This window comes from Streptomyces sp. NEAU-174 (genome assembly GCF_052665095.1).
Genome location: NZ_JBQTCE010000018.1, coordinates 88308 through 110728, shown reverse-complemented (window position 1 = coordinate 110728; position 22421 = coordinate 88308). Strand labels below are relative to the sequence as shown.

At 72.2% G+C, this 22421-nt stretch carries 17 protein-coding genes; 9 read left to right on the top strand and 8 right to left on the bottom strand.

Going from position 1 to position 22421, the window contains the following annotated elements; translation table 11 throughout:
- Nucleotides 1–108: 108 nt before the first annotated feature.
- Entirely contained in the window at nucleotides 109–1302 is a 1194-nt protein-coding gene (locus ACT2CW_RS39640; RefSeq protein WP_445520095.1) for a cytochrome P450 family protein, read from the top strand.
- A gap of 128 nt (nucleotides 1303–1430) precedes the next feature.
- Here ACT2CW_RS39640 and ACT2CW_RS39635 read toward each other — a convergent pair whose 3' ends face one another.
- From ACT2CW_RS39635 to dhaK, 7 genes are all read right to left on the bottom strand, one after another.
- Nucleotides 1431–2792 carry a cytochrome P450 gene (locus tag ACT2CW_RS39635; protein WP_445520094.1) on the bottom strand — a complete coding sequence of 454 codons (1362 nt, stop codon included), beginning with the start codon at nucleotides 2790–2792 and terminating at the stop codon, nucleotides 1431–1433.
- 82 nt (nucleotides 2793–2874) lie between these two features.
- Complete coding sequence (locus tag ACT2CW_RS39630) at nucleotides 2875–4236, bottom strand: cytochrome P450 (protein ID WP_051573588.1); 1362 nt, start codon at nucleotides 4234–4236, stop codon at nucleotides 2875–2877.
- 14 nt (nucleotides 4237–4250) lie between these two features.
- Nucleotides 4251–5174, bottom strand: coding sequence for a terpene synthase family protein (locus ACT2CW_RS39625; protein WP_445520093.1), 924 nt, complete (start codon nucleotides 5172–5174; stop codon nucleotides 4251–4253).
- Complete coding sequence (locus tag ACT2CW_RS39620; protein WP_164436548.1) at nucleotides 5171–6250, bottom strand: polyprenyl synthetase family protein; 1080 nt, start codon at nucleotides 6248–6250, stop codon at nucleotides 5171–5173. The genes ACT2CW_RS39625 and ACT2CW_RS39620 overlap by 4 nt, the downstream gene beginning before the upstream one ends.
- Before the next feature lie 624 nt (nucleotides 6251–6874).
- Complete coding sequence (dhaM, locus tag ACT2CW_RS39615) at nucleotides 6875–7285, bottom strand: dihydroxyacetone kinase phosphoryl donor subunit DhaM (protein WP_020873511.1); 411 nt, start codon at nucleotides 7283–7285, stop codon at nucleotides 6875–6877.
- Nucleotides 7282–7917 (bottom strand): dihydroxyacetone kinase subunit DhaL, encoded by a 636-nt coding sequence (dhaL, locus tag ACT2CW_RS39610; RefSeq protein WP_051573589.1) that lies wholly within the window; start codon nucleotides 7915–7917, stop codon nucleotides 7282–7284. Before dhaL ends, dhaM begins: the two co-directional genes overlap by 4 nt.
- A gap of 59 nt (nucleotides 7918–7976) precedes the next feature.
- The gene (gene dhaK / locus ACT2CW_RS39605; protein ID WP_164436547.1) at nucleotides 7977–8969 is read right to left on the bottom strand and encodes a dihydroxyacetone kinase subunit DhaK; all 993 of its coding nucleotides are present in this window, start codon (nucleotides 8967–8969) and stop codon (nucleotides 7977–7979) included.
- A 141-nt stretch (nucleotides 8970–9110) separates the two neighbouring features.
- Between dhaK and ACT2CW_RS39600 the strand changes: the two genes are divergently transcribed.
- Together ACT2CW_RS39600 and ACT2CW_RS39595 are read left to right on the top strand one after the other, a co-directional pair.
- Nucleotides 9111–11219: a pyridoxamine 5'-phosphate oxidase family protein gene (locus ACT2CW_RS39600; RefSeq protein ID WP_445520092.1), complete on the top strand. Its 2109-nt coding sequence runs from the start codon at nucleotides 9111–9113 to the stop codon at nucleotides 11217–11219.
- Between the two features lie 137 nt (nucleotides 11220–11356).
- Nucleotides 11357–12535, top strand: coding sequence for an acyl-CoA dehydrogenase family protein (locus ACT2CW_RS39595; protein WP_445520091.1), 1179 nt, complete (start codon nucleotides 11357–11359; stop codon nucleotides 12533–12535).
- Nucleotides 12536–12649: 114 nt separating this feature from the next.
- Here ACT2CW_RS39595 and ACT2CW_RS39590 read toward each other — a convergent pair whose 3' ends face one another.
- Nucleotides 12650–15043, bottom strand: coding sequence for an ATP-binding cassette domain-containing protein (locus ACT2CW_RS39590; RefSeq protein WP_445520090.1), 2394 nt, complete (start codon nucleotides 15041–15043; stop codon nucleotides 12650–12652).
- A gap of 196 nt (nucleotides 15044–15239) precedes the next feature.
- Between ACT2CW_RS39590 and ACT2CW_RS39585 the strand changes: the two genes are divergently transcribed.
- The 6 genes from ACT2CW_RS39585 (at nucleotide 15240) to ACT2CW_RS39560 (ending at nucleotide 22375) form a co-directional block, all read left to right on the top strand.
- On the top strand, nucleotides 15240–15668 hold the full coding sequence (locus ACT2CW_RS39585; protein ID WP_086882581.1) for a helix-turn-helix transcriptional regulator: 429 nt from the start codon (nucleotides 15240–15242) through the stop codon (nucleotides 15666–15668).
- Nucleotides 15669–15678: 10 nt separating this feature from the next.
- Nucleotides 15679–16095, top strand: coding sequence for a VOC family protein (locus ACT2CW_RS39580; protein ID WP_182467956.1), 417 nt, complete (start codon nucleotides 15679–15681; stop codon nucleotides 16093–16095).
- A gap of 143 nt (nucleotides 16096–16238) precedes the next feature.
- A complete protein-coding gene (locus ACT2CW_RS39575; RefSeq protein WP_445520089.1) occupies nucleotides 16239–17189 on the top strand; it encodes an oxygenase MpaB family protein in 951 nt (316 codons plus the stop codon).
- Nucleotides 17190–17211: 22 nt separating this feature from the next.
- Nucleotides 17212–19470, top strand: coding sequence for a tetratricopeptide repeat protein (locus ACT2CW_RS39570; RefSeq protein ID WP_445520088.1), 2259 nt, complete (start codon nucleotides 17212–17214; stop codon nucleotides 19468–19470).
- Between the two features lie 96 nt (nucleotides 19471–19566).
- Complete coding sequence (locus ACT2CW_RS39565) at nucleotides 19567–21123, top strand: phytoene desaturase family protein (protein WP_445520087.1); 1557 nt, start codon at nucleotides 19567–19569, stop codon at nucleotides 21121–21123.
- A 148-nt stretch (nucleotides 21124–21271) separates the two neighbouring features.
- Nucleotides 21272–22375 (top strand): NAD(P)H-dependent flavin oxidoreductase, encoded by a 1104-nt coding sequence (locus ACT2CW_RS39560; RefSeq protein ID WP_037958637.1) that lies wholly within the window; start codon nucleotides 21272–21274, stop codon nucleotides 22373–22375.
- Nucleotides 22376–22421 lie beyond the last annotated feature (46 nt).

Below are 22421 nucleotides of genomic sequence, written 5' to 3'. Positions count from 1 at the left end.
CACTAACCGGGGGAATCTCTCCGGTTAGGTGTTAAGATCATCGCCAGAACGGGGAATGATCCCCGGTTCTGGCTTCGGGGGAAGCCGCCGACCGACTGAGGGGATCGCATGCCCCAGGATCTGTCCGCGCTCGGCGCGGATTTCGTCGCCGACCCGTATCCGGTCTACGCACGTCTGCGCGAGCGGGGCCCGGTCCACCGGGTGCGCACCGACACCTCCGGTGAGTTCTGGCTCGTCGTCGGCCACGAGGAGGCCCGCGCCGCGCTGACCGACCCCAGGCTGAGCAATGACGTCCGTCACTCGGCCGCGTGGCAGGACGACGGTGGCAATGCCATCGGGCGGAACATGGTGCAGACCGACCCGCCGCACCACACCCGGCTGCGGGGGCTGGTGGCCCGCGCCTTCACCCCGGCCCGGATCGAGGCCCTGCGTCCCCGCGTCCGGCAGATCGCGGACGGACTGCTGGACGCGATGGCCCCGCTGGGCCGGGCCGATCTCGTCGAGGACTACGCGCTGCCGCTGCCCCTGGCCGTCATCTGCGAGCTGCTGGGCGTGCCGGAGACGGACCGCAAGGCGTTCCACGACTGGTACCTCGAGAGCACCGACCTGACCCGTCCGGAGGCCGCCGGTGCCGCCGTCCAGGCCCTGACGGGCTACTTCGCGGAGCTCATCGAGGCCAAGCGCCGCGGCCACGGCGAGGATCTGCTCAGCGCCCTGGTCCGCACCATGGCCGGGGACGGCGACGCGCTCTCCGACGAGGAGATGCTCGGCATGACGTTCGTGCTGCTCGTCGCGGGCTACGAGACCTCCGCCAACCTGATCTCCAGCGGCACCCTCGCCCTGCTCCGCCACCCCGAGCAGCTGGCCGCGCTGCGCGCCGACTGGTCGCTGCTGGACGGCGCGATCGAGGAGATGCTGCGCTACGACGGCCCGGTGGAGAGCGCCGCGTTCCGCTTCACCAGGGAGCCGGTGGAGATCGCGGGCACGACCATTCCGGCCGGGGAGCCGGTGGGGGTCGTCCTGGCCGCGGGGTCGCGCGACCCCCGGCGCTTCGCCGAGCCGGACCGCTTCGACATCCGGCGCGCGCCGCGTGGCCATCTCGCCTTCGGACATGGCGTCCACCACTGCCTGGGCGCCCCGCTGGCCCGGCTCGAGGGGGCCATCGCCTTCCGGGCCCTGCTGGAGCGCTGCCCCGATCTCGCCCTGGACACCGATCCGGCCGGGCTCGCCTGGCGGCCCAGTCTGATGCTGCGCGGGCTGCGACGGCTGCCGATACGTTTCACCCCGGCTCCGGACGCCTGAGCCCCCGGCCAGGAGCACGCGGCGAACCGCCCCGGCCAGGAGCACGCGACGAACCGTCCCGGCCGGCCCGGCTCGGCGGACCGCGGTGGCCACCCACCGCGGTCCGCGGGGTCTGTGGGGCCCGGCGTTCAGCGTGGTTCCGGAATCATCCGCAGCGGACCGGCCGTGAGACTCATCTGCGGCCTGGGCCGGATCTTCGTCCCCGGAATCGGGCGCATCCGCCAGCGGCCCGCGATCGCGGCCAGGGCGAGCGTCGCCTCCGTCATGCCGAAGACGTCGCCGATGCACTTCCGGCTGCCACCGCCGAACGGCAGATACGAGCCGCGCGTCACCTCCTTGGCCCGCTCGGGGAGCCAGCGGTCCGGGTCGAAGGAGTCCGGGCGGGGGAAGAGGGCCGGATCGCGGTGCAGCACATACGGGCTGATCAGCACGTCCGACGCCGGGGGCAGCCGCCGCCCGCCGAGCTCGGTGGTCTCGGTGGTGGTCCGGGTGAACAGCCACGCGGGCGGGAAGAGCCGCAGCGCCTCGCTGAACACCCGCTGGGTGTACGCGAGCCGGGGGACGTCGGCGTAGCGCGGGGCGCGCCCGCCCAGCACCTCGTCGACCTCGGCGTGCAGCGCGGCCTCGGCCAGAGGATTGCGGCCGAGCAGGAACCAGGCCCAGGTCAGCGCGGAGGCGGTGGTCTCGATCCCGGCCAGCAGCAGGGTCATGACCTGGTCGTGGATCTCCTGGTCCGACATCGTGCCGCCGGTCTCGTCGTCCTGTGCCGCGAAGAGCGCGGACAGCACATCGCCGCGGTCGCCGTCGTCCGACGCCTTGTAGTCGTCGATCATGCGGTCGATGAGCTGGTTGAGCCGGGCGAGCGCGTCGTCGAAGCGCCGGTTCGCCGCGAGCGGGAGCTTAGCCAGCAGCCCGGTGGGGTCGATGGCCTGCCGGTAGGCGCCCTCCACGACGATGGGCAGACAGTGCTGGATCTCGGCCACGGCATGCGGCGCCATATCGGTCGAGAAGAGCGCACGGGCGGTCACCCGGGCGGTGAGCGCGAGCATCTCGTGGCTGACGTCGATGGGCCGGCGCGCCGTCCACGCCGTCGACTCGGCCTCGCACTCCCGCTCCATCACCTCGGCGTACTTGGCGATCCGCGCGGTGTGGAACGCCGGCTGCACCAGCCGGCGCTGCCGCCGGTGGTCCGCCCAGTCGGAGGTGATCAGGCCGTTGCCCAGGATGGGCTTGGCCTTCTCCTTGACCGGCCCGCCGGTGTCGTAGACCCGCGCGTTCACCAGCACCTGCTGGATCAGCTCGGGATGACAGGGCAGATAGACGGGCCGGGGCCCCAGCCGGAGCTCGACCAGATCGCCGTGGGCGGGCAGGGAGGCCAGGAACTGAAGCGGTTTGCGGGCCATGAGCAGGGCATGGCCGGCCAGCGGAAGCCCGCCGGGGGCGACGGTGTGCCGCCAGTGGCGCGTCGCCGGTTGCTGCGCGGTCCTCATGCGGAAGAAGTCCTTCACTCGCGAGGTGGGGTACGGAAGGTGCGGGGCGCCCGGCCCGGGGCGGACCCCGGACCGGACGTCGTCAGCGCGGCTCGCACACCATGGGCAGCGGGCCGGGTTCGAGCGTCGCCTTCGGCTCGGGGCGCAACGTCGTCCCGGGCACCGGGCGGAGACGCCACCGGCTCGCGATCGTCGCCACGATGAGCGCGGTCTCGGTCAGCGCCAGGACGTCCCCGATGCACTTGTGGCTGCCCGCGCCGAACGGGAGCAGCGCCCCGCGCTCCACCTCCTTGGCGCGGTCGCCGAGCCAGCGCTCGGGGTCGAACCGCTCCGGGTCCGGGAACAGTTCGGGGTTGTGGTGCAGCGCCTGGGCGCTGTAGAGGATCATCGTGCCCGCCGGGACGGTCCGGCCGCCGAGCTCGGTCTCGGCCGCCGTGACCCGCATCGCCATCCAGGACGGCGGATACAGCCGCAGCGACTCGGTGATGACCCCGCGGGTGTACTCCAGGGACGGCAGGTCCTCGAAGGTGGGGGAGCGGCCCTCCAGGACCTCGTCGATCTCGGCGTGCACCCGCTTCTCCACCTCCGGGTGGGCGCCCAGGAGATGGAAGACGAAGGCCAGGGTCGAGGCGGTGGTCTCGCTCCCGGCCACCAGGAAGGTGACCACCTGGTCGAGGACCTCGCCGTCGTCGAGGCCCTTACCCGTCTCGGGGTGTTCGGCGCGCAGCAGCGTGGAGAGCAGATCGCCGTGGTCGGCGCCGGAGCGCCGGCGCTCGCGGATCATCTCGTCCACGATCTGCCGCAGCCGGGCATTGGCCCGGTCATAGCGCCGGTTGCCCGGGGTGGGGAGCTTCTCCATGATCCCCAAAGGCGCCATCGTGCGCTTGTAGATGCCGTCCGAGACGATGCGCAGACAGTGGCGCGCCTCGTCGATCGTCGCCTCGTCGATCCCGGTGGAGAACAGCGTCCGCGCCGCCACCCGCATCAGGAGGGCGTGCATGGTGTCGCTGATGTCCAGAGTGCGCCCCGGCTCCCAGGAGCCGATCGCGGCGCGGGTGTCATCGGCGACCGCGGCGGTGTAGGCGGCGATCTTCGGGGTGTGGAACGCGGGCTGGATCATCCGCCGCTGGTAGCGGTGGTCCTCGCCCCGGGAGACCGAGAGGCTGTTCCCGAGCAGCTGCCGCGCCTTGTCGAAGACCCCGCCCTTGTCGAACACCCGGGGATTGAGCAGCACCTGACGGACCAGCTCGGGATGGCAGGCCAGATAGGCGCGGCTGGGCCCCAGCCTGACCTCCACCAGATCGCCGTGGGCGGGCAGGGAGGCCAGGAACTGGAGCGGACGGCGCCAGAGCGCCAGGGTGTGCCCCAGCAGCGGCACCGAGCCGGGCGCCGTGCCGGTGGTCCAGGGGCGCTCCGGCGGTGCGGAGCTCTTCGCGGGAGTCACGGGTCCCCGTTCCCTCACTGGATGCGAGAGTTGACGTCGTTGACGGCCGTCTTGTAGCGCTTGTTGCTGGTGGTCCAGACGAAGTTGCCGTAGATCAGATCGAGGAAGACGTCCTGCGTCAGCTGGTCGAACGCCTTGATGCACTCGATGTCCTCGATCATGTCATCGAGCCGGGCCTGGAAGAACTCCTTGAACGCCGTCTCATCGCTCACATCGCAGAGCCGGAAACAGTTGGTGATCTGGCCCAGGGAGACCTCGCGGTCATAGGAGTAGAAGTCGTTGACGATGGTGAGTCCGCGGGTGGTCATGCGCGCGGCCAGGCTCGTCTTGGCGTGTTCGGTGAACTCCGGATGCCGGTAGATCGGATACGACATCTTCATCCAGAAGTCGACGCCGATGTCGGTGACCCGGAAACGGAAATACTGCTCCGGGGACGTGGTGCACAGCGCCGCCTTGATGGGCGAGTCGCGGAACATATGGTCACTGGTGACGAAGGCGCGTGCCGCCTCGTACGCGACCTCCGCGTCCTCGGGGTCGTAGTACTTCTCGCAGATCTTGCGCAGCTGGGGCAGGAAGAGGCCGAAGTCGTGGAGTGCGGGATCCATGTCGTCCCACACGAAGGTCACGCAGTTCAGGACGCAGACGGCCTTGAACGCCTCCATGTCCTTGATATGACGGGGGCTCTGGGACCACAGCACCACGCCCACATAGGAGATCCAGCGCTCATCGGGAACCGTTTTGCCGAGCGGGGCCACCGCCGCGTTGCAGTCGTCGATGACCTCGCGCAGTTCGGCGTCGGTCAATTCGACCTTGGTGGGCCGGGTGACGACATGGCGGTCGAACATCTCCTGGAAGCGGCGGGTGCACTCCTCCAGGTACGGGCGGACGCTGCTCCGGCCGATGTCCTGGGCCCCGGCCGTGGAAAGTCCTGTCGTCATGAGTTCCTCACAGTGGCCAGGCGGGCGATCTGCTTCAGCGCGTTGACCGCGTCCGCGGTGAATGGGGCGTCGTCGAGGGCCCGCAGGGCCTGTGTCCGGCGGTCGTCGATCATCTGCTCGACGGCATCCCGGGCGGTGGTGGCGGCGAAGATCTCCTGAATGGTGGCGGCGTCCCGCTCGTCGAGCAGCGGATTGCCGATGAGGCTGCGCAGCCGCGCCGCCTGGGTGCTGTCCGAGCCGCGCAGGGCGAGCGCGATCAGGGTGGTGTTCTTCCCGGCCCGCAGATCGTCCAGCTGGGACTTGCCGGTGGACTCCGGATCGCCGTACACGCCCAGCAGATCGTCGCGGAGCTGGAACGCCTCGCCGAGCGGCAGGGCGTAAGCGGTGAACGCCTCCATGGCCTCCGGGCCGGCGCCCGCGATGGCGGCTCCGACGTGCAGCGGACGCTCGATGGTGTACTTGGCGGTCTTGTACCGGTTGACCGTGAGGGTGGCCTCGACGTCGTCCGTCAGCTCCCCGGTGGCCTGGAGATCGAGGTACTGGCCGAGCATCACCTCGGTGCGCATCTCCGACAGCAGCGGCAGCACGGCGTCGAACTGGACGGGCGTCAGACCGGCGGAGTGCAGGAGCTCGTCGGACCAGGTGAGGGCGAGGTCGCCGAGCAGCACCGCCCCGCTGACCCCGAACCGCTCGATCTGCTCGGGCCTGCGGTCGGTGGCACACAGCGCGGCCAGGGTGCGGTGGATGGTCGGCCGGCCGCGGCGGGTGTCGCTGTCGTCCATGACGTCGTCGTGGATCAGCGCGAACGCGTGGAACATCTCCAGGCAGGCGGCCACCCGGAACACCGGCTCGGTGTCCTCGCCACCGCCGACGGCCTGCCAGCCGGTGACACACAACAGCGGCCGTATGCGTTTTCCGCCGGACAGGAAATCCTTGAGCAGCCCGGAGAGATACGGCAGATGGTGTTGCGGGGTGGTGTGGGCCTTGGCCGTCAGGAAATCTTCGAGTACGACGTCCACCGACTTACGGACGGTATCCGCATCCAAGCGGCCGGGGCTGAGCGTGGGTGTGGTCATGCGACTGACTCCTCCACGTCGAAATGTCGATATCCGTTGATTAAGGAGAAGAAAACAGGCACGCGGAAACCCTTGCTTTGTATGGAAAAAGACGGATTGCCGTCCGTGCTCTGTACGGCACCATGAAGGCAGGCGCGAGACACGACCGCCGCCCATGGTCGATATGTCGAACGCCCGTGACGGGCGCGAAGATCAGACGCTCTGGGAATCGTGCGGTCGGCGCGGAGTGGTCATTTCCGCGCGTGGAATCCGAGCCGGGCCGCAAAGGGGCCACGGTCGGTGCGACACCCGCGTGGACATCATCGGTTCGATGGATGCCAGGTGCGCGCGGGCACACTCATTTACGCCCATTTATTCCCCCTGAGTGCCGCCGGTCCCCCCACTCGGACATGAGCAGTCTAGACGCAAGATCGACGGATTCGGAAGCCCGTTCTGGTATCGCGCCTATCACTTGACGGCCGAAGCGGGCGGGGTACTGTCGCCGTGCCCCGAGCGGTCCGAAACCGGGCAACTCGCCCCGTACGCGCGGAGTATCAGGGGAATAAGCGGCGGCGCAATATGGCCCCGGACGGAGCGGGGCCCCGCCGTCACCGGCGGGGCCCCGTCCCACAGCGTGCGGCGGTATCAGACCTTGCGGTAGTCGTACGCCTCCGAGGCCGCCTGGAGCACCGCCTCCACATCCGCCCCGGTGGAAGCCGTGACGAGCGCCGCGACCGCGCCCTCCACGAGCGGCGCGTCCACCAATCGGGTGCCGTCGGGCAGTTCGTCGCCCTCGGCCAGCAGCGCCTTGACGGACAGGACCGCGCTGCCCAGGTCCACCAGGACCGCCACTCCGGCGCCCCGGTCGACCGCCTGGGCCGCCTCCGCTATCAGCTCCGGGCTGGTGCCGAAGCCGCCGTCCGCGGTGCCGCCCGCGGCGCGGACTGGTGCCGTGCCGCCGCCGGACAGCGCCTTCGCCAGCTCGGCGACGGAGTCCGCCACCGCCGCGCTGTGCGACACCAGGACTATGCCGACCTTCCCGCTCTCGTCGGTCATCGGGCCGCCTCCGCCAGTGCACCGATGATCAGCGCCGACGAGGTGGCGCCCGGGTCCTGGTGGCCCACGCTGCGCTCACCCAGATAGCTGGCCCTGCCCTTGCGGGCCAGCATCGGCACGGTGGCCAGCGCCCCCTTCTCGGCGGCCTCGCCCGCGGCCGCGAACGACCCGGTGCCCCCGCCCAGCGCCTCGACGGCGGGGAGCAGCGCGTCCAGCATCGTCTTGTCGCCGGCCGCGGCGCCGCCGAGCTGCGCCACCGCGTCCACCCCGGCCCGCAGTGCGTCCGCCAACTGCTGCGGGGTGATCTGCTCGGCGTCGCCGAGCGCCTTGCCGGCGCGCCGCAGCAGGGTCCCGTACAGCGGTCCCGAGGCCCCGCCCACCTTGGAGATCAGCTGGCGCCCGGCCAGGATGAGCGCGGCCCCGGGGGAGCCCGGGGGCTCCTTCTCCAGCGCCTCGGTCACGGCGGCGAAGCCGCGCTGCATATTGGTGCCGTGGTCGGCGTCGCCGATCGCGGAGTCCAGGTCGGTGAGACGGGCCGCCTCACGGCCCACGGACGTGGCCGCGGCGGTGAGCCATCGGAGGAAGAAAGGGGTGTCGAGCACGTCGTCGACGGCGGGTTCACTGCTGGACACAGACGCCTCCTCGGGGTGTAGCCAACGGCGACAGCGTACGTATCGGGGGCCGGCCGGCCTCAGGCGCCCCAGCGCAGCCCGGCGGTGCGCACGGGCGCGTCCCACAGCCGCAGGAGGTCCTCGTCGACCTGGCACAGCGTGATCGAGGCGCCCGCCATGTCGAGTGATGTGACGTAGTTGCCGACGAGCGTACGCGCCACCGCCACCCGGCGCTCGCCGAGCGCCCGGTGCACCTCGGCGGCGAAGCCGTACAGCTCCAGCTGCGGGGTCGCCCCCATGCCGTTGACGAGCAGCAGCACCGGGCTGTCCGGGCGCAGGTCCTCGACCACCACCTCCACCGCGTAGTCGGCGATCTCCCGGGAGGTCATCATCGCCCGCCGCTCGCGCCCGGGCTCGCCGTGGATGCCCACGCCCAACTCCAGCTCCCCGGTGGGCAGGTCGAAGGTGGGGCCGCCCTTGGCCGGGGTGGAGCAGGCGCTGAGCGCGACGCCGAAGCTCCGCGAGAGCTCGTTCACCCGCCGGGCGATCGACTCCACCCGCTCCAGCGGCGCGCCCTCGTCGGCCGCCGCGCCCGCGATCTTCTCCACGAACAGGGTGGCGCCGGTGCCGCGCCGGCCCGCCGTGTAGAGGCTGTCGGTGACCGCCGCGTCGTCGTTGACCAGGACCTTGGCGACCTGGATGCCCTCGTCCTCGGCGAGCTCGGCGGCCATGTCGAAGTTGAGTACGTCACCCGTGTAGTTCTTGACGATGAACAGCACGCCCTTGCCGCTGTCCACCGCGGCCGCCGCGCGCACCATCTGATCCGGTACGGGGGAGGTGAACACCTCGCCGGGGCAGGCGGCGTCGAGCATGCCGGGACCCACGAATCCGCCGTGCAGCGGTTCGTGCCCCGAGCCGCCGCCGGAGATCAGCCCCACCTTGCCCTCGACCGGCGCGTCCCGCCGGACGATCACCCGGTTGTCGACGTCGACGATCAGCTCGGGGTGGCAGGCGGCCAGTCCGCGCAGCGCGTCGGGGACCACGGTCTCGGGGACGTTGATGAGCATTTTCATAGGTGTGTCCGTCCTCCGCCGGATGGGGGTGTGCACCGCTGCAACAGCGTACGGATCCGCCGCGTCCCTGGCACCCCTTGGACACTGAGCCGAACGGCCTAATAGGACGAAAAAGGTACATAGTCATCATATGGTGCGCGCATGGAGAATACTGCCGCACCGGCGGCCGCCGTCCTGCCCCCGCGCCCCCAGCCCCGCCCGCCGCAGCGGTACCGTCGTCCGGCCCCCTGGCTCGGCCTGGTCGCCGTCGGCTACGCCGTGGTCCAGCTCGCCATGGTGATCCCGCACACCGGCCACGCGCTGGGCTGGGACGAGTCCGTGTATGTCTCCCAGGTCGATCCGCGCACCCCGCCCGCGTACTTCAGCGCACCCCGCTCGCGCGGCGTCAGTCTCCTGGTCGCGCCCCTCGTCTCCGCCACCGACTCCATTCCGGCGCTGCGGATCCTGCTGATGCTGCTGTCGGCGGGCGCGCTCTACGGCGCCTTCCGGGTCTGGACCCGGCTGCTGCCCGTGCCCCAGGTGGCCCTGGCCGCGCTGCTGTTCTCCGGGCTGTGGATCACCCAGATCAGCGGGCCGGCGGTGATGCCCAACCTCTGGGTGGCGATCGGCGCCGTCGCCGCCGTCGGCTGGTTCCTCCGGGTGCCGGACGAACCGAACGCCCGCTGGTGGCTGGCCGCCGTCCTCGCGGGCGTCACCCTGGTGCGCACCCCCGACGGGGGATGGCTCGCCCTGCCGCTGCTGATCGGCGCGATCGGGGTGCGCACCTGGCGCCCCGCCCTCCTTCCGCTGATCGGCGGAACGCTGCTCGGCGCCGCCCAGTGGATCGGGGAGGCGTACGACCGCTTCGGCGGCATCGGGGAGCGGCTGAACGTCTCCAGTGACGTCGAGGGCGGCATGGGGCTCCACTTCAGCGTCGGCGCCGCGCTGCGCAGCCTCAACGGACCCCAGCTGTGCCGCCCCTGCGAGGTGCCGCTGCGCCACCCGGAGCTGACCGTGTGGTGGCTGGCGCTTCCCGTGCTGACCCTCCTCGCCGTGCACACCACCCTGCGCGACCGGCAGGAGTCGCGCCGGGTGCGGGTGGGCCTCGGCCGCCCGGCCGTCCGGCCCCCCGCCGTACCGCTCACCGTGCTGCCCATCGCCTGCGCGGCCACCCTCGCCCTGCCGTATCTGCTGCTCATCGGCTACTCCGCACCGCGCTTCCTGATGCCCTCGTACGCGCTGCTTGCGCTGCCGATCGCCGGGCTGGTGTTCCGCGCCGTACGGGCCGCGCGGTCGCCGCAGCACCTGGCGGTGGCCCTCGGGGTGATCATCACGCTCCATCTGGCCAGCCAGTTCGTCATCCTCAACCACACCGCCAGGCAGACCGACGCCACCACCGGCCGCTATCGCACCGCCGCGAAGGGGCTCCAGGGGCTCGGGCTGCGGCCGCCCTGCCTGGTGACCGGCGACCGCGCCCTGCCCGTCGCGTACCACGCGGGCTGCTCCTCCGCCCAGACCAGCGGGAACAACCGGTCCACCACGCTGTCCTCGCTGCTGCGCCGGGCCGCCCGGGAGCCGACCGCGCTGCTGCTGCGGCGCGGCCAGGCCCGGCCACCGGCCTACGCCCGCACCTGGGTCGCCTATCCGCTGCCGGGCACCGAGTGGAACGCGTATCTGCCCCCGGACCAGGCGCGGGAGTGGGAAGCCCGGAAATCCCGACAGGAGACGTCCGGAAACGGTCCGAGCATGGGCGCCATGACGATGTCCTACCCGACCACCAGCTGGGCCGGATTCGCGGCGGCCGAGCCCGCCTTCGCCGACTACGCCCAGGACCGCTTCCGCCGCTACCGCCACCATGTGCTGGCCACCCTGCGCCAGGACGGCTCCCCGCGCGTGACCCCGCTCGAAGTGAACTTCCTCTCCGGCGAGTTGTGGCTGGGCATGATGCCGGAGTCGCGCAAGGCGCTTGACCTGCGCCGCGACCCCCGGTTCTCGGTGCAGGCCAACCCCGGCCCCGGCGAGGACCTGACCGAGGGCGACATCCGGGTGAGCGGCCGGGCGGTCGAGGTGACCGACCCCGGGACGCTCGCCCGCTTCGCCGAGGAGGTCCACCCGCCCGAGCCCTTCCACCTCTTCCGCGCCGAGGTGACCGAGGTGGTGCACACCGCCCTGGAGGACGGGCGGATGGTGCTGCGCACCTGGCGCCCGGGCCAGCCGGTACGGGCCGTACGGCCGGGCGGCGACGACACCCCGCCCCGGGTGGAGGGCTGAGACCCGAGGCCGTGGACCGGGCCGACCGGCCCGGTCCACGGCCCTTCCGTATTGTTGGAACACGTTCTACCGTGCCCCTCGATCCCAGGACGCTCCCAGCCGGCCGTCATGGCGCACGCGAGACTCCAGGAGGGGCCGTGGACCTCGAATACACCCCTGATCAGCGGCGGTTGCGCGATGAACTGCGCGCGTACTTCGCCGAACTGGTCCCCGATGACGCCTATGCACGCTACGCCGACTCCACCGGGCAGAAGCGGTTCTACCGCGAGACCATCCGCCGGCTCGGCACCGACGGCTGGCTGGGGGTGGGCTGGCCCGAGGAGTACGGCGGGCGCGGGCTCGGCCCGGTCGAGCAGTTCATCTTCTTCGACGAGGCGGCCCAGGCCGGGGTGCCGCTGCCGCTGATGGCGCTCAACACCGTCGGGCCCACCATCATGAGGTTCGGCACCGAGGAGCAGAAGGCGTACTTCCTGCCCAAGGTCCTCTCCGGCGAGATCGACTTCGCGATCGGCTACAGCGAGCCCGACGCCGGTACCGACCTCGCCTCCCTCAAGACCCGCGCGGTGCGCGACGGCGACGATTACATCGTCAACGGCCAGAAGACCTGGACCACCAACGGCGACACCGCCGACTGGGTGTGGCTCGCGGTCCGCACCGACCTCGACGCCAAACCCCACAAGGGCATCAGCATCCTGCTGGTCCCGACCGACGACCCCGGCTACTCCGCCACCCTCATCAAGACCCTCGCCTCGCACGACACCACCGCCAGCTACTACGAGAACATCCGCGTCCCGGCCACCCGCCGCGTCGGCGCCGAGAACGAGGGCTGGCGCATGATCACCACCCAGCTCAACTACGAGCGGGTCACCCTCGCCGCCCACGGCACCATGGCCATCCGCGCCCTGCGCGGCGTCCGCCAGTGGGCCGCCGACACCAAGCTCCCCGACGGCCGCCGGGTGATCGACCTGGGCTGGGTGCGCGGCCGGCTGGCCCGCACCCACGCCCGGCTGGACGCCATGAAGCTGCTCAACTGGCAGATGGTGGAGGCCCTCGAGCGGGAGGCCCTCACCCCGCAGGACGCCTCCGCCGTCAAGGTGTACGGCTCCGAGGCGCGCCGCGACGCCTACGCCTGGCTGATGGAGATCGTCGGCGCCGCCGGTCCGCTCAAGGAGGGCTCGGCGGGCGAGGTCCTCCACGGCGAGCTGGAGCGCGGCTACCGCAGCAGCGTCGTCTTCACCTTCGGCGGCGGCAACAACGAGATCCAGCGGGAGATCATCTCCTGGATCGGGCTGGGGATGCCACGGGTGCGCCGCTGAGCCGCCGCCCGGCGGCGCTTCCCGCGAGGGCCCCGGTCAGCCGCCGACGATCCCGGTCAGCCGCGAGGGTCCCGGTCAGCCGCCGACGATCCCGGTCAGCCGCGAGGGTCCCGGTCAGCCGCCGACGTACGCCGCGAGGTGCTCACCGGTGAGGGTGGACCGGGCGGCCACGAGGTCGGCCGGGGTGCCCTCGAAGACGACCCGGCCACCGTCGTGACCGGCGCCGGGGCCGAGGTCGACGATCCAGTCGGCGTGCGCCATGACGGCCTGGTGGTGCTCGATGACGATGACCGACTTGCCGGAGTCCACGAGCCGGTCCAGCAGACCGAGCAACTGCTCGACATCGGCGAGGTGCAGCCCGGTGGTCGGCTCGTCGAGGACGTAGACCCCGCCCTTGTCGGCCATGTGGACCGCCAGCTTGAGCCGCTGCCGCTCGCCACCGGACAGCGTGGTGAGCGGCTGGCCCAGGGTGAGGTAGCCGAGTCCGACGTCCGTCATCCGCTGAAGGATCTTGTGGGCCGCCGGGGTGCGCGCCTCGCCGCTGCCGAAGAACTCCTCGGCCTCGGTCACCGGCATCGCCAGCACCTCGCTGATGTCACGGCCGCCGAGGTGGTACTCCAGCACCGGGGCGCTGAACCGCTTGCCCTCACAGTCCTCGCAGGGGGTGGCCACGCTCTGCATGATCGCCAGGTCGGTGTAGATGACACCGGCGCCGTTGCAGGTGGGGCAGGCGCCCTCGGAGTTGGCGCTGAACAGCGCCGGCTTGACGCCGTTGGCCTTCGCGAACGCCTTGCGGATCGGGTCCAGCAGCCCGGTGTACGTGGCCGGGTTGCTCCGGCGCGAGCCGCGGATCGGGGTCTGGTCCACCGAGACCACCCCCTCCGGGGCCGGGATGGAGCCGTGGACGAGCGAGCTCTTGCCGGAGCCCGCGACGCCGGTGACGACGCATAGCACCCCGAGCGGGATGTCGACGTCGACGTCCCGCAGGTTGTTGGCGCTCGCGCCGCGGATCTCCAGTTGCCCGGTGGCCTTGCGGACCGTCTCCTTGAGCGTGGCCCGGTCGTCGAGATGGCGGCCGGTGACGCCGTCGCTCGCCCGCAGCCCCTCGACGGTGCCCTCGAAGCACACCGTGCCGCCCGCCGTGCCGGCGCCGGGGCCGAGGTCCACGACATGGTCGGCGATGGCGATCGTCTCCGGCTTGTGCTCCACCACGAGCACCGTGTTGCCCTTGTCCCGCAGCCGCAGCAGCAGGTTGTTCATCCGCTGGATGTCGTGCGGGTGCAGACCGATGGTGGGCTCGTCGAAGACGTAGGTGACATCGGTGAGCGAGGAGCCGAGGTGCCGGATCATCTTGGTGCGCTGGGCCTCGCCGCCGGAGAGCGTGCCCGAGGCCCGGTCGAGTGAGAGATAGCCGAGGCCGATCTCCACGAACGAGTCCAGGGTGTGCTGGAGCTTGGCGAGCAGCGGCGCCACCGACGGCTCCTCGAGCCCGCGGACCCAGCCGGCCAGGTCGCGGATCTCCATCGCGCACGCGTCGGCGATGCTGATCTTGCCGATCTTGGAGGAGCGGGCCTGTTCGCTGAGCCGGGTGCCGTCGCACTCGGGGCACTCGGCGAAGGTGACCGCCCGGTCCACGAAGGCCCGGATATGCGGCTGCATCGACTCCCGGTCCTTGGACAGGAAGGTCTTCTGGAGCTTCGGGATCAGACCCTCGTAGGTGAGGTTGACCCCGTTGATCTTGACCTTGGTCGGCTCGCGGTAGAGGAAGTCGTGCCGCTCCTTCTTGGTGTACTCGCGGATCGGCTTGCCCTTGTCGAAGAAGCCCGACTCGGAGATGACCCGCACCACCCAGCCGTCCCCGGTGTAGGTGGGGATGGTGAACGGGTCCTCGGAGAGCGACTTGAAGTCGTCGTACAGCTGGGTGAGGTCGATGTCGGAGACCGCGCCCCGGCCCTCGCAGTGGGTGCACATGCCGCCGGTGCGGCTGAAGCTCACCTTCTCGGTCTTCGTCTTCTCGGCCCCGCGGTCCACCGTGAAGCCACCGGTCGCCGAGACCGAGGCCACGTTGAAGGAGTACGCGGCGGGCGGGCCGATGTGCGGGCTGCCCAGCCGGCTGAAGAGGATGCGCAGCATCGCGTTGGCGTCGGTGGCGGTGCCCACGGTGGACCGGGGGTCGGAGCCCATCCGCTGCTGATCGACGGTGATGGCGGTGGTCAGCCCGTCGAGCACATCGACCTCGGGGCGCGCCAGGTTCGGCATGAACCCCTGGAGGAAGGCGCTGTAGGTCTCGTTGATCAGACGCTGCGACTCGGCGGCGATGGTGTCGAACACCAGCGAGCTCTTGCCCGAGCCCGAGACGCCGGTGAACACCGTCAGCCGTCTCTTCGGGATCTCGATGCTGACGTCCTTGAGATTGTTCTCGCGCGCGCCGTGCACCCGGATCAGATCGTGACTGTCGGCGGCGTGCGGTTCAGGCGACCGCGTGTCCTCGTCCGTGGCCCTGCTCATGGTGTCTCCATCTGTTTCGGGCGGGGGCCGCCCGCGCGGCCCCCGCCGGTGTCGCCCGAATCGACCCGACCGGCTTCGAACAATACGTCCGGTTCGCAGGTCATGGCTTGACGCTAGCCACACTCCCGTGACCGGGGCTTCTTGATTACTGACCGGTTCCCTTCTTGGGCGTTTCCTGCTGTGGGAAACTGGGCCGGTGAAACGGCAGGACCTCGATGACCTCGTCCGGCTGCGGCGGGCCCGCGACCGGATGGACCGCGACTACGCCGAGCCGCTCGACGTCCCGGCGCTGGCGCGGGGCGCCCTGATGTCGCCGGGCCACTTCTCCCGCAGCTTCCGCGCCGCCTTCGGCGAGACCCCGTACAGCTATCTGATGACCCGCCGCATCGAGCGGGCCAAGGCGCTGCTGCGGCGCGGCGACCTCACGGTGACCGAGGTCTGTATCGCGGTCGGCTGTACCTCGCTGGGGTCGTTCAGCTCGCGCTTCACACAGCTGGTCGGCGAGAGCCCGAGCAGCTACCGGGCCCGCGGCCATGACGACGGCGCCGCCATCCCGGCGTGCATGGCCAAGATCCACACGCGACCGGTCAGGAACGGAGAAGCGAGCCCCGCCGCGCGGCCGTAGCGTGAGCGGCATGGACATCACCCTTTCCACATGTTTCATCGCCGTCGACGACCACGACAAGGCGATCCCCTTCTACCGCGATGTGCTCGGCCTCGAGGTGCGCAATGACGTCGGGTTCGAGGGGATGCGCTGGGTGACGGTCGGGTCGCCCTCGCAGCCGGACGTGAGCATCGTCCTGGAGCCGCCCCTCGCCGACCCGAACGCCTCAGCGGCCGACAGACAGACCATGGCGGAGCTGCTGGCCAAGGGCCTGCTGCGCGGCGTCCTCTTCGCGACGGACGACTGCGACGCCACCTTCGAGCGCATCAGCGCCGCGGGCGGCGAGGTGCTCCAGGAGCCCATGGACCAGCCCTACGGCGTCCGCGACTGCGCCTTCCGCGACCCCGCGGGCAATCTGCTGCGCTTCACCCAGCCGCTCAAGAAGTGAGCCCGGGGAAGGGGCGCGGGGCTGTGTCGATGTGCGGCTCCGCCGCGTGGGCGCGACCAGCCACGATGGCGCCGCGGACGATCGACGGCAGGTCAGGGCACTCCCGGCGGAGCGCCTAGGCTGGCCGTCGGGAGGTGGTGGCCATGGCGGCGGCCATACGGCGGGGCGGAGCGGACGGCGACCCGGGGCTCTACGGCCCCCGGTCGGTCACCTGGCAGATGCACGGCGACCCGGTGATGTGGATCGCGGGGGTGCGCGCCCTGTACCTCCAGGCGCTGCATCCGCTCGCGGTGCGCGGCGTCACCCAGAACTCCGACTTCCGCAAGGACGCCTGGGGACGGCTGCTGCGCACCGCGCGGTTCGTCGCCACCATCACCTACGGCACCACCGAGGCGGCCGAGCGGGCGGGCGCCAAGGTCCGGGCCATTCACCGCAGGCTCTCCCTGACCGATCCGGTCACCGGGGTCCGGCACGGCGTCGACGAGCCCGAGCTGCTGCTGTGGGTGCACTGCGCCGAGATCGACTCCTATCTCCAGGTGATGCGGCGCTCCGGCTATCCGCTCACCGACGCCCAGGCGGACGCCTATGTCGCCGAGAACGTGGTGTCCGCCCGGCTGGTCGGCCTCGACCCCGCCGACGTACCGGCCGATACGGCGGCGCTCGCCGCGTACTTCGCGGCGGTGCGCCCCGAACTCGCCGCCACCCCGGAGGCCCGCGAGGTGGACGCCTTTCTGCGGCGGCCCCCGGTCCATGCCCTGCTCGTCCCGGCGCGCGAGGTGATCTGGGGGCGCTTCGCCTCGCTCGCCTACGGGACCCTGCCCCCGTACGCCCACGCGCTGTACGGGCGCCCCGCGCCCCCGCCACGGGTGGTCACCCGCAGGCTGCGGGTGATGGGCACGGCGCTGCGCTGCATCCCGCCCACCGCCCGCTGGCAGCTGCCGCCGAAGCACATCATGCGGGCGGTCGAACGGCTCGGCCCGGGCAGCCGCCCCTCGCCCTACAAACTGCGCAGAAACGCGGCCATACTGGACAGCGGGGATGCGACGGGGGCACGGCCGTTCGCGGCCGGTCTCCACGGGGGCGGCGGGAGCTGACTTCCGCCAAGGCAGGGGGAGCATGGCGGACATCAAGCTGATCCAGGGCCGGTACCGGCTGCTGGACCGGATCGGGCGCGGAGGAATGGGGGAGGTGTGGCGGGCGCGGGACGAGTCGCTCGGCCGCCGCGTCGCCGTCAAATGCCTCAAACCGCTGGGGCCGCGGCATGACCCCTCGTTCACCGGTGTGGTGCGCGAGCGGTTCCGCCGGGAGGCGCGGGTGGCCGCCGCGCTACAGCACCGCGGGGTCACGGTGGTGCATGACTTCGGCGAGCACGAGGGCGGGCTCTACCTGGTCATGGAGCTGCTGGAGGGCCGTGACCTCGGCCGGCTGCTGGGTGACAACGCGCGCCGGCCGCTGCCGGTCCCCGAGGTGCTGGACATCGCCGAGCAGGTGGCCGAGGCCCTCGCCTACACCCATGGCCAGGGCGTGGTGCACCGCGATCTGAAGCCGGCCAACATCATGCGGCTCACCGACGGCACCGTGAAGCTCTGCGACTTCGGCATCGCCCGCCTCGGCGACGACGTCGGCTTCACCTCCCGGCTCACCGGCACCGGCGTCGCCATGGGCACTCCGCACTACATGTCGCCCGAGCAGATCGCGGGCGACCCGGTCGACCACCGCAGCGATCTGTACTCACTCGGCTGTGTGCTCTACGAACTGGCCACCGGGGCGCCGCCGTTCGCCCTCGACGACGCCTGGGCGATCCTCGTCGGTCACCGCCACACCGTGCCCGTCCCGCCGCGCCGCCACCGGCCGGAGCTCCCCGAGCGGTTCGAGCGCGCCGTACTCGATCTGCTGGCCAAGGCCCCGGAGGACCGTCCGCGCGACGCGGCCGAGTTCGCCGGGCGGATCGCCCCGGGGCGGGTGTCCCGGCGGCCACTGCCGTTCCCCGAGCCGCGCGGCGCCCTCCCGGCCGCGGGACCGCCCGCTCCCCGCCTTCTGACCGGGCCGCCCGCTCCCCGCCTTCTGACCGCCGGGCCGCCGGCTCTCCGCCTCCCGGCCTGGGCCCGCCGGATGACCACCGGGTCCAAGGCCCACACCGGCGGTGTGGGGCTGCTGTCGGCGACCCCGCCCGACGCGACGGCCGCGCTCACCGGCGCCTGGACCGGGGGCCGCGGCACGGCCGACCCCGACCCGCCCGGGGAGCGGGCCCGGCTGGCCGAGCGGCACCGCGCCGGGCTGGGTCTGGGGCGGACGGGACGCTGGGCGGAGGCCGTGGAAACCCACCGCGCGGTGGCCGCCGAGCGCGAGCGCGCGCTGGGCGCCGACCACCCCGACACCCTCGCCAGCCGCTACGAGATCGCCTTCGCCCTCGCGATCCTGGGCCGCCCGGGCGACGCGCTGCGCGAGTACGAGCGGGTCGCGGCGGGCCGCCGGCGCGTCCTGGGCCCCGACCATCCCGACACCCTCGCCGCCCGCCAGGAGACCGCGTTCACCCTGGGCCGCCTCGGCCGCTTCACCGAGGCCCACGACGTCTACACCGCGGTGCTCGCCGCCCGTGAGCGGACCGTGGGCGCCGATCACCCCGACACCCTGCGCTGCCGCCACAACCTCGCCTTCAACCTGGGCTGTCTGGGGCGCCGGGCGGAGGCGTACCGGATGGCGGAGCGGGTGGCCGCGGCCCGCGCCCGGGTGCTGGGCCCCGACCACCCCGACACGCTCGTCACCCGCTACGAGGTGGCCTGCGCCCTCGGTCGCCTCGACCGCTGGGGCGAGGCCCTGGGCATCTTCCGCGAGGTGGCCGCCGCCCGCGCCCGCACCCTCGGCCCCCACCACCCGGACACCCTCGCGGCCCGCTACGAGATCGGCGCCGGTCTGGGGCGGCTGGGCCGGGGCGAGGAGGCCCTCGCGGTCTACCGCGCCCTGGTCGAGGACCGCACCCGCGCCCAGGGCCCCGCCGATCCGGAGACCCTGCGCGCCCGGCACGGCCTCGGCGTCGGCCTGGGGCGGCTGGGCCGCTGGGAGGAGGCGCTCGCCGAGGCGCGGGAGGTCTGCGCCCTGCGCGAGCGCGCCTTGGGCCCGGACCACCCCGACACCCTGGTCAGCCGTCGCGAGGTGGCCGTCGCCCTGGGCTGGCTCGGCCGCTGGTCCGACGCGCTGGCCGGCTACCACCGGGTGACCCGCGCCCGCGTGCGCGTCCTCGGTCCCGACCATCCCGACACCCTGGTCAGCCGCGGCGACGAGGCGCACTGCCTGGAGCGGCTCGGCCGCCGCGAAGAGACGGCCGAGAGCGCTGAAAAGGCCGAGACGGCCGAGGCGGCCGAGACGGCGGGGTGACGGGCGCGGCAGGGGTGACCTCCGATGGCGGAGACCGCGGCCGAGGGGACCCCTTGCGGCCTGGCCCCGGCGATCACCGCGTGCTAACCAGAGGGCATGTCTCACAGCGATGCGTACGACGTCGTCATCGTCGGCGGTGGTCACAACGGTCTGGTCGCCGCCGCGTACCTCGCCCGCGCCGGGCGGAGCGTGCTGGTGCTCGAGCGCCTCGGCCACACCGGTGGCGCGGCCGTGTCCACGCGGCCCTATCCCGGGGTGGACGCACGGCTGTCCCGCTACTCCTACCTGGTCAGCCTGTTGCCGCGGCGGATCGTCGACGACCTCGGACTGCGCTTCGCGGTGCGCAAGCGCGCGGTGTCCTCGTACACGCCCGACGTCCGGGGCGGGCGCCCCACCGGGCTGCTGGTGGACACCGCCGCCACCGGCAGGACGCGCGCCGCGTTCGAGCGGCTGACCGGATCGGAGCGGGAGTACGAGTCCTGGGAGCGGTTCTACGGGATGACCCGGCGCGTCGCAGAGCGGGTCTTCCCCACGCTGACCGAGCCGCTGCCCACCCGCGAGGAGCTGCGGGCGCGGGTCGGGGACGACGCGGCGTGGCAGGCGCTGTTCGAGCGGCCGCTGGGGGAGGCGATCGAGGCCGCGTTCGATGACGACCTCGTCCGGGGCGTGGTCCTCACCGACGCGCTCATCGGCACCTTCGCCCGGGCCCACGACCCGTCGCTGCGTCAGAACCGCTGCTTCCTCTACCACGTGATCGGCGGCGGCACCGGCGACTGGGACGTCCCCGTCGGCGGCATGGGCGCGCTCACCGACGCCCTCGCCGACGCCGCCCGCGCGGCGGGGGCGCGCATCGCGACCGGGCGCGAGGTCACGTCGATCGCCACCGACGGCACCTCGGCCGAGGTGCGCTACGCGGGCGACGCGGGCGAGGGCACCGCTGCCGCCCGGTACGTACTCGTCGGGGCGGCGCCGCGCGAGCTGGCCCGGTTGCTGGGCGAGGAGCCGCCCGCCCCGCCCGCCGAAGGGGCGCAGCTCAAGGTGAACATGCTGCTGCGCAGGCTGCCCGCGCTGCGCGACCGCGAGGTGGACCCGCGCGAGGCGTTCTCCGGGACGTTCCACATCGCCGAGGGGTACGGCGCGCTGGAGGAGGCGTACCGCCAGGCCGCGGCGGGGGAGCTGCCGCACCGGCCGCCGTCGGAGATCTACTGCCACTCGCTGACCGACCCGTCGATCCTCGGCCCGGAGCTCGCCCGGGAGGGCTATCAGACCCTGACCCTGTTCGGACTGCACACCCCCGCCCGGCTGTTCACCGAGGACAACGACGCGGCGCGCACCGCGCTGCTGCGCGCCACCCTCGCGGAGCTGGACGCCCATCTCGCCGAGCCGATCACCGACTGTCTGGCAAGGGATGCCGACGGGCGGCCGTGCATCGAGGCCAAGACCCCGCTGGACCTGGACGCCGATCTGCGGCTGCCCGGCGGCAACATCTTCCACCGGGACCTGTCCTTCCCGTACGCCCAGGAGGGCACCGGCCGCTGGGGCGTGGAGACGCGCCACGCCAATGTGCTGCTGTGCGGCGCGGGCGCGGTGCGCGGCGGCGGGGTGAGCGGAATCCCCGGGCACAACGCGGCCATGGCGGTGCTGGAGAAGTGACCGCCGGGCCCCCTCGCACGGCCCGGGCCCCCTCCGCACGGCCTGAGACCCCTCCGCACGGCCCGGGGCGCGGTTTTCTTGCTCCGAATCTGACGTAGCGTCAGAAAAACTCTTCCTTCGTCCGGCGCCCTGCGGCATCCTGCCGCTCATGCAGACGGAGCTGAGCACAAGGCTGGGTGTCGAGCACGCCGTCTTCGGTTTCACGCCGTTCCCCGCCGTGGCCGCGGCGATCAGCCGGGCCGGCGGCTTCGGTGTGCTCGGCGCGGTCCGCTACGGCGCGGGCGAGGAGCTGGCCCGCGACCTCGACTGGATGGAGGCGCACACCGACGGCAGACCGTACGGCCTGGACGTCGTGATGCCCGCGAAGAAGGTGGAGGGGGTCACCGAGGCCGATATCGAGGCGATGATCCCCGAGGGTCACCGCGCCTTCGTCCGGGAGACCCTCGCCAAACACGGCGTCCCCGAGCTCGCCGAGGGCGAGGCGTCCGGCTGGCGCATCACCGGCTGGCTCGAGCAGGTGGCCCGTAGCCAGCTCGACGTGGCCTTCGACTACCCCGTGAAACTCCTGGCCAACGCCCTGGGCTCACCCCCGGCCGATGTCGTGGCCCGCGCCCATGACCACGGCATCCTCGTGGCCGCCCTCGCGGGCAGCGCCCGCCACGCCCTCCACCACAAGGAGGCCGGGCTGGATGTCATCGTCGCCCAGGGCTATGAGGCGGGCGGCCACACCGGTGAGATCGCCTCCATGGTGCTCACCCCCGAGGTGGTGCGCGCCGTGGACCCGCTGCCGGTGCTCGCCGCGGGCGGTATCGGCAGTGGCGAGCAGATCGCCGCCGGGCTGGCGCTCGGCGCCCAGGGCGTGTGGATCGGCTCCCTCTGGCTCACCACCGAGGAGGCCGAACTCCATTCGGCGGCCCTCATCCGCAAGCTGCTGGCGGCCGGATCCGGGGACACCGTGCGCTCCCGCGCCCTCACCGGCAAACCCGCCCGCCAGCTGCGCACCGAGTGGACCGACGCCTGGGAGGACCCGGACGGCCCGGGCCCGCTGCCCATGCCGCTCCAGGGGCTGCTGGTGGCCGAGGCCGTCTCGCGCATCCAGAAGTACGAGGTGGAACCGCTGCTCGGCACCCCGGTCGGCCAGATCGTCGGCCGGATGGACTCCGTCCGCCCGGTGCAAGCGGTCTTCGACGATCTGACCCGCGGCTTCGAGCGCGCCATCGACCGCGTCAACCGCATCGCCGGACGCGCCTGACGCGCCCGCACCCCACACCACCGCCCATCCGCGTACCCCCGTTCGA

Coding starts and splice junctions, on each gene's coding strand:
- ACT2CW_RS39620 (WP_164436548.1), bottom strand. CDS start 6,250: ATGACCACACCCACGCTCAGCCCCGGCCGCTTGGATGCGGATACCGTC.
- ACT2CW_RS39575 (WP_445520089.1), top strand. CDS start 16,239: ATGGCGGCGGCCATACGGCGGGGCGGAGCGGACGGCGACCCGGGGCTC.
- ACT2CW_RS39635 (WP_445520094.1), bottom strand. CDS start 2,792: ATGAGGACCGCGCAGCAACCGGCGACGCGCCACTGGCGGCACACCGTC.
- ACT2CW_RS39580 (WP_182467956.1), top strand. CDS start 15,679: ATGGACATCACCCTTTCCACATGTTTCATCGCCGTCGACGACCACGAC.
- ACT2CW_RS39640 (WP_445520095.1), top strand. CDS start 109: ATGCCCCAGGATCTGTCCGCGCTCGGCGCGGATTTCGTCGCCGACCCG.
- ACT2CW_RS39590 (WP_445520090.1), bottom strand. CDS start 15,043: ATGAGCAGGGCCACGGACGAGGACACGCGGTCGCCTGAACCGCACGCC.
- ACT2CW_RS39570 (WP_445520088.1), top strand. CDS start 17,212: ATGGCGGACATCAAGCTGATCCAGGGCCGGTACCGGCTGCTGGACCGG.
- ACT2CW_RS39625 (WP_445520093.1), bottom strand. CDS start 5,174: ATGACGACAGGACTTTCCACGGCCGGGGCCCAGGACATCGGCCGGAGC.
- ACT2CW_RS39560 (WP_037958637.1), top strand. CDS start 21,272: ATGCAGACGGAGCTGAGCACAAGGCTGGGTGTCGAGCACGCCGTCTTC.
- dhaK (WP_164436547.1), bottom strand. CDS start 8,969: ATGAAAATGCTCATCAACGTCCCCGAGACCGTGGTCCCCGACGCGCTG.
- ACT2CW_RS39565 (WP_445520087.1), top strand. CDS start 19,567: ATGTCTCACAGCGATGCGTACGACGTCGTCATCGTCGGCGGTGGTCAC.
- dhaM (WP_020873511.1), bottom strand. CDS start 7,285: ATGACCGACGAGAGCGGGAAGGTCGGCATAGTCCTGGTGTCGCACAGC.
- ACT2CW_RS39600 (WP_445520092.1), top strand. CDS start 9,111: ATGGAGAATACTGCCGCACCGGCGGCCGCCGTCCTGCCCCCGCGCCCC.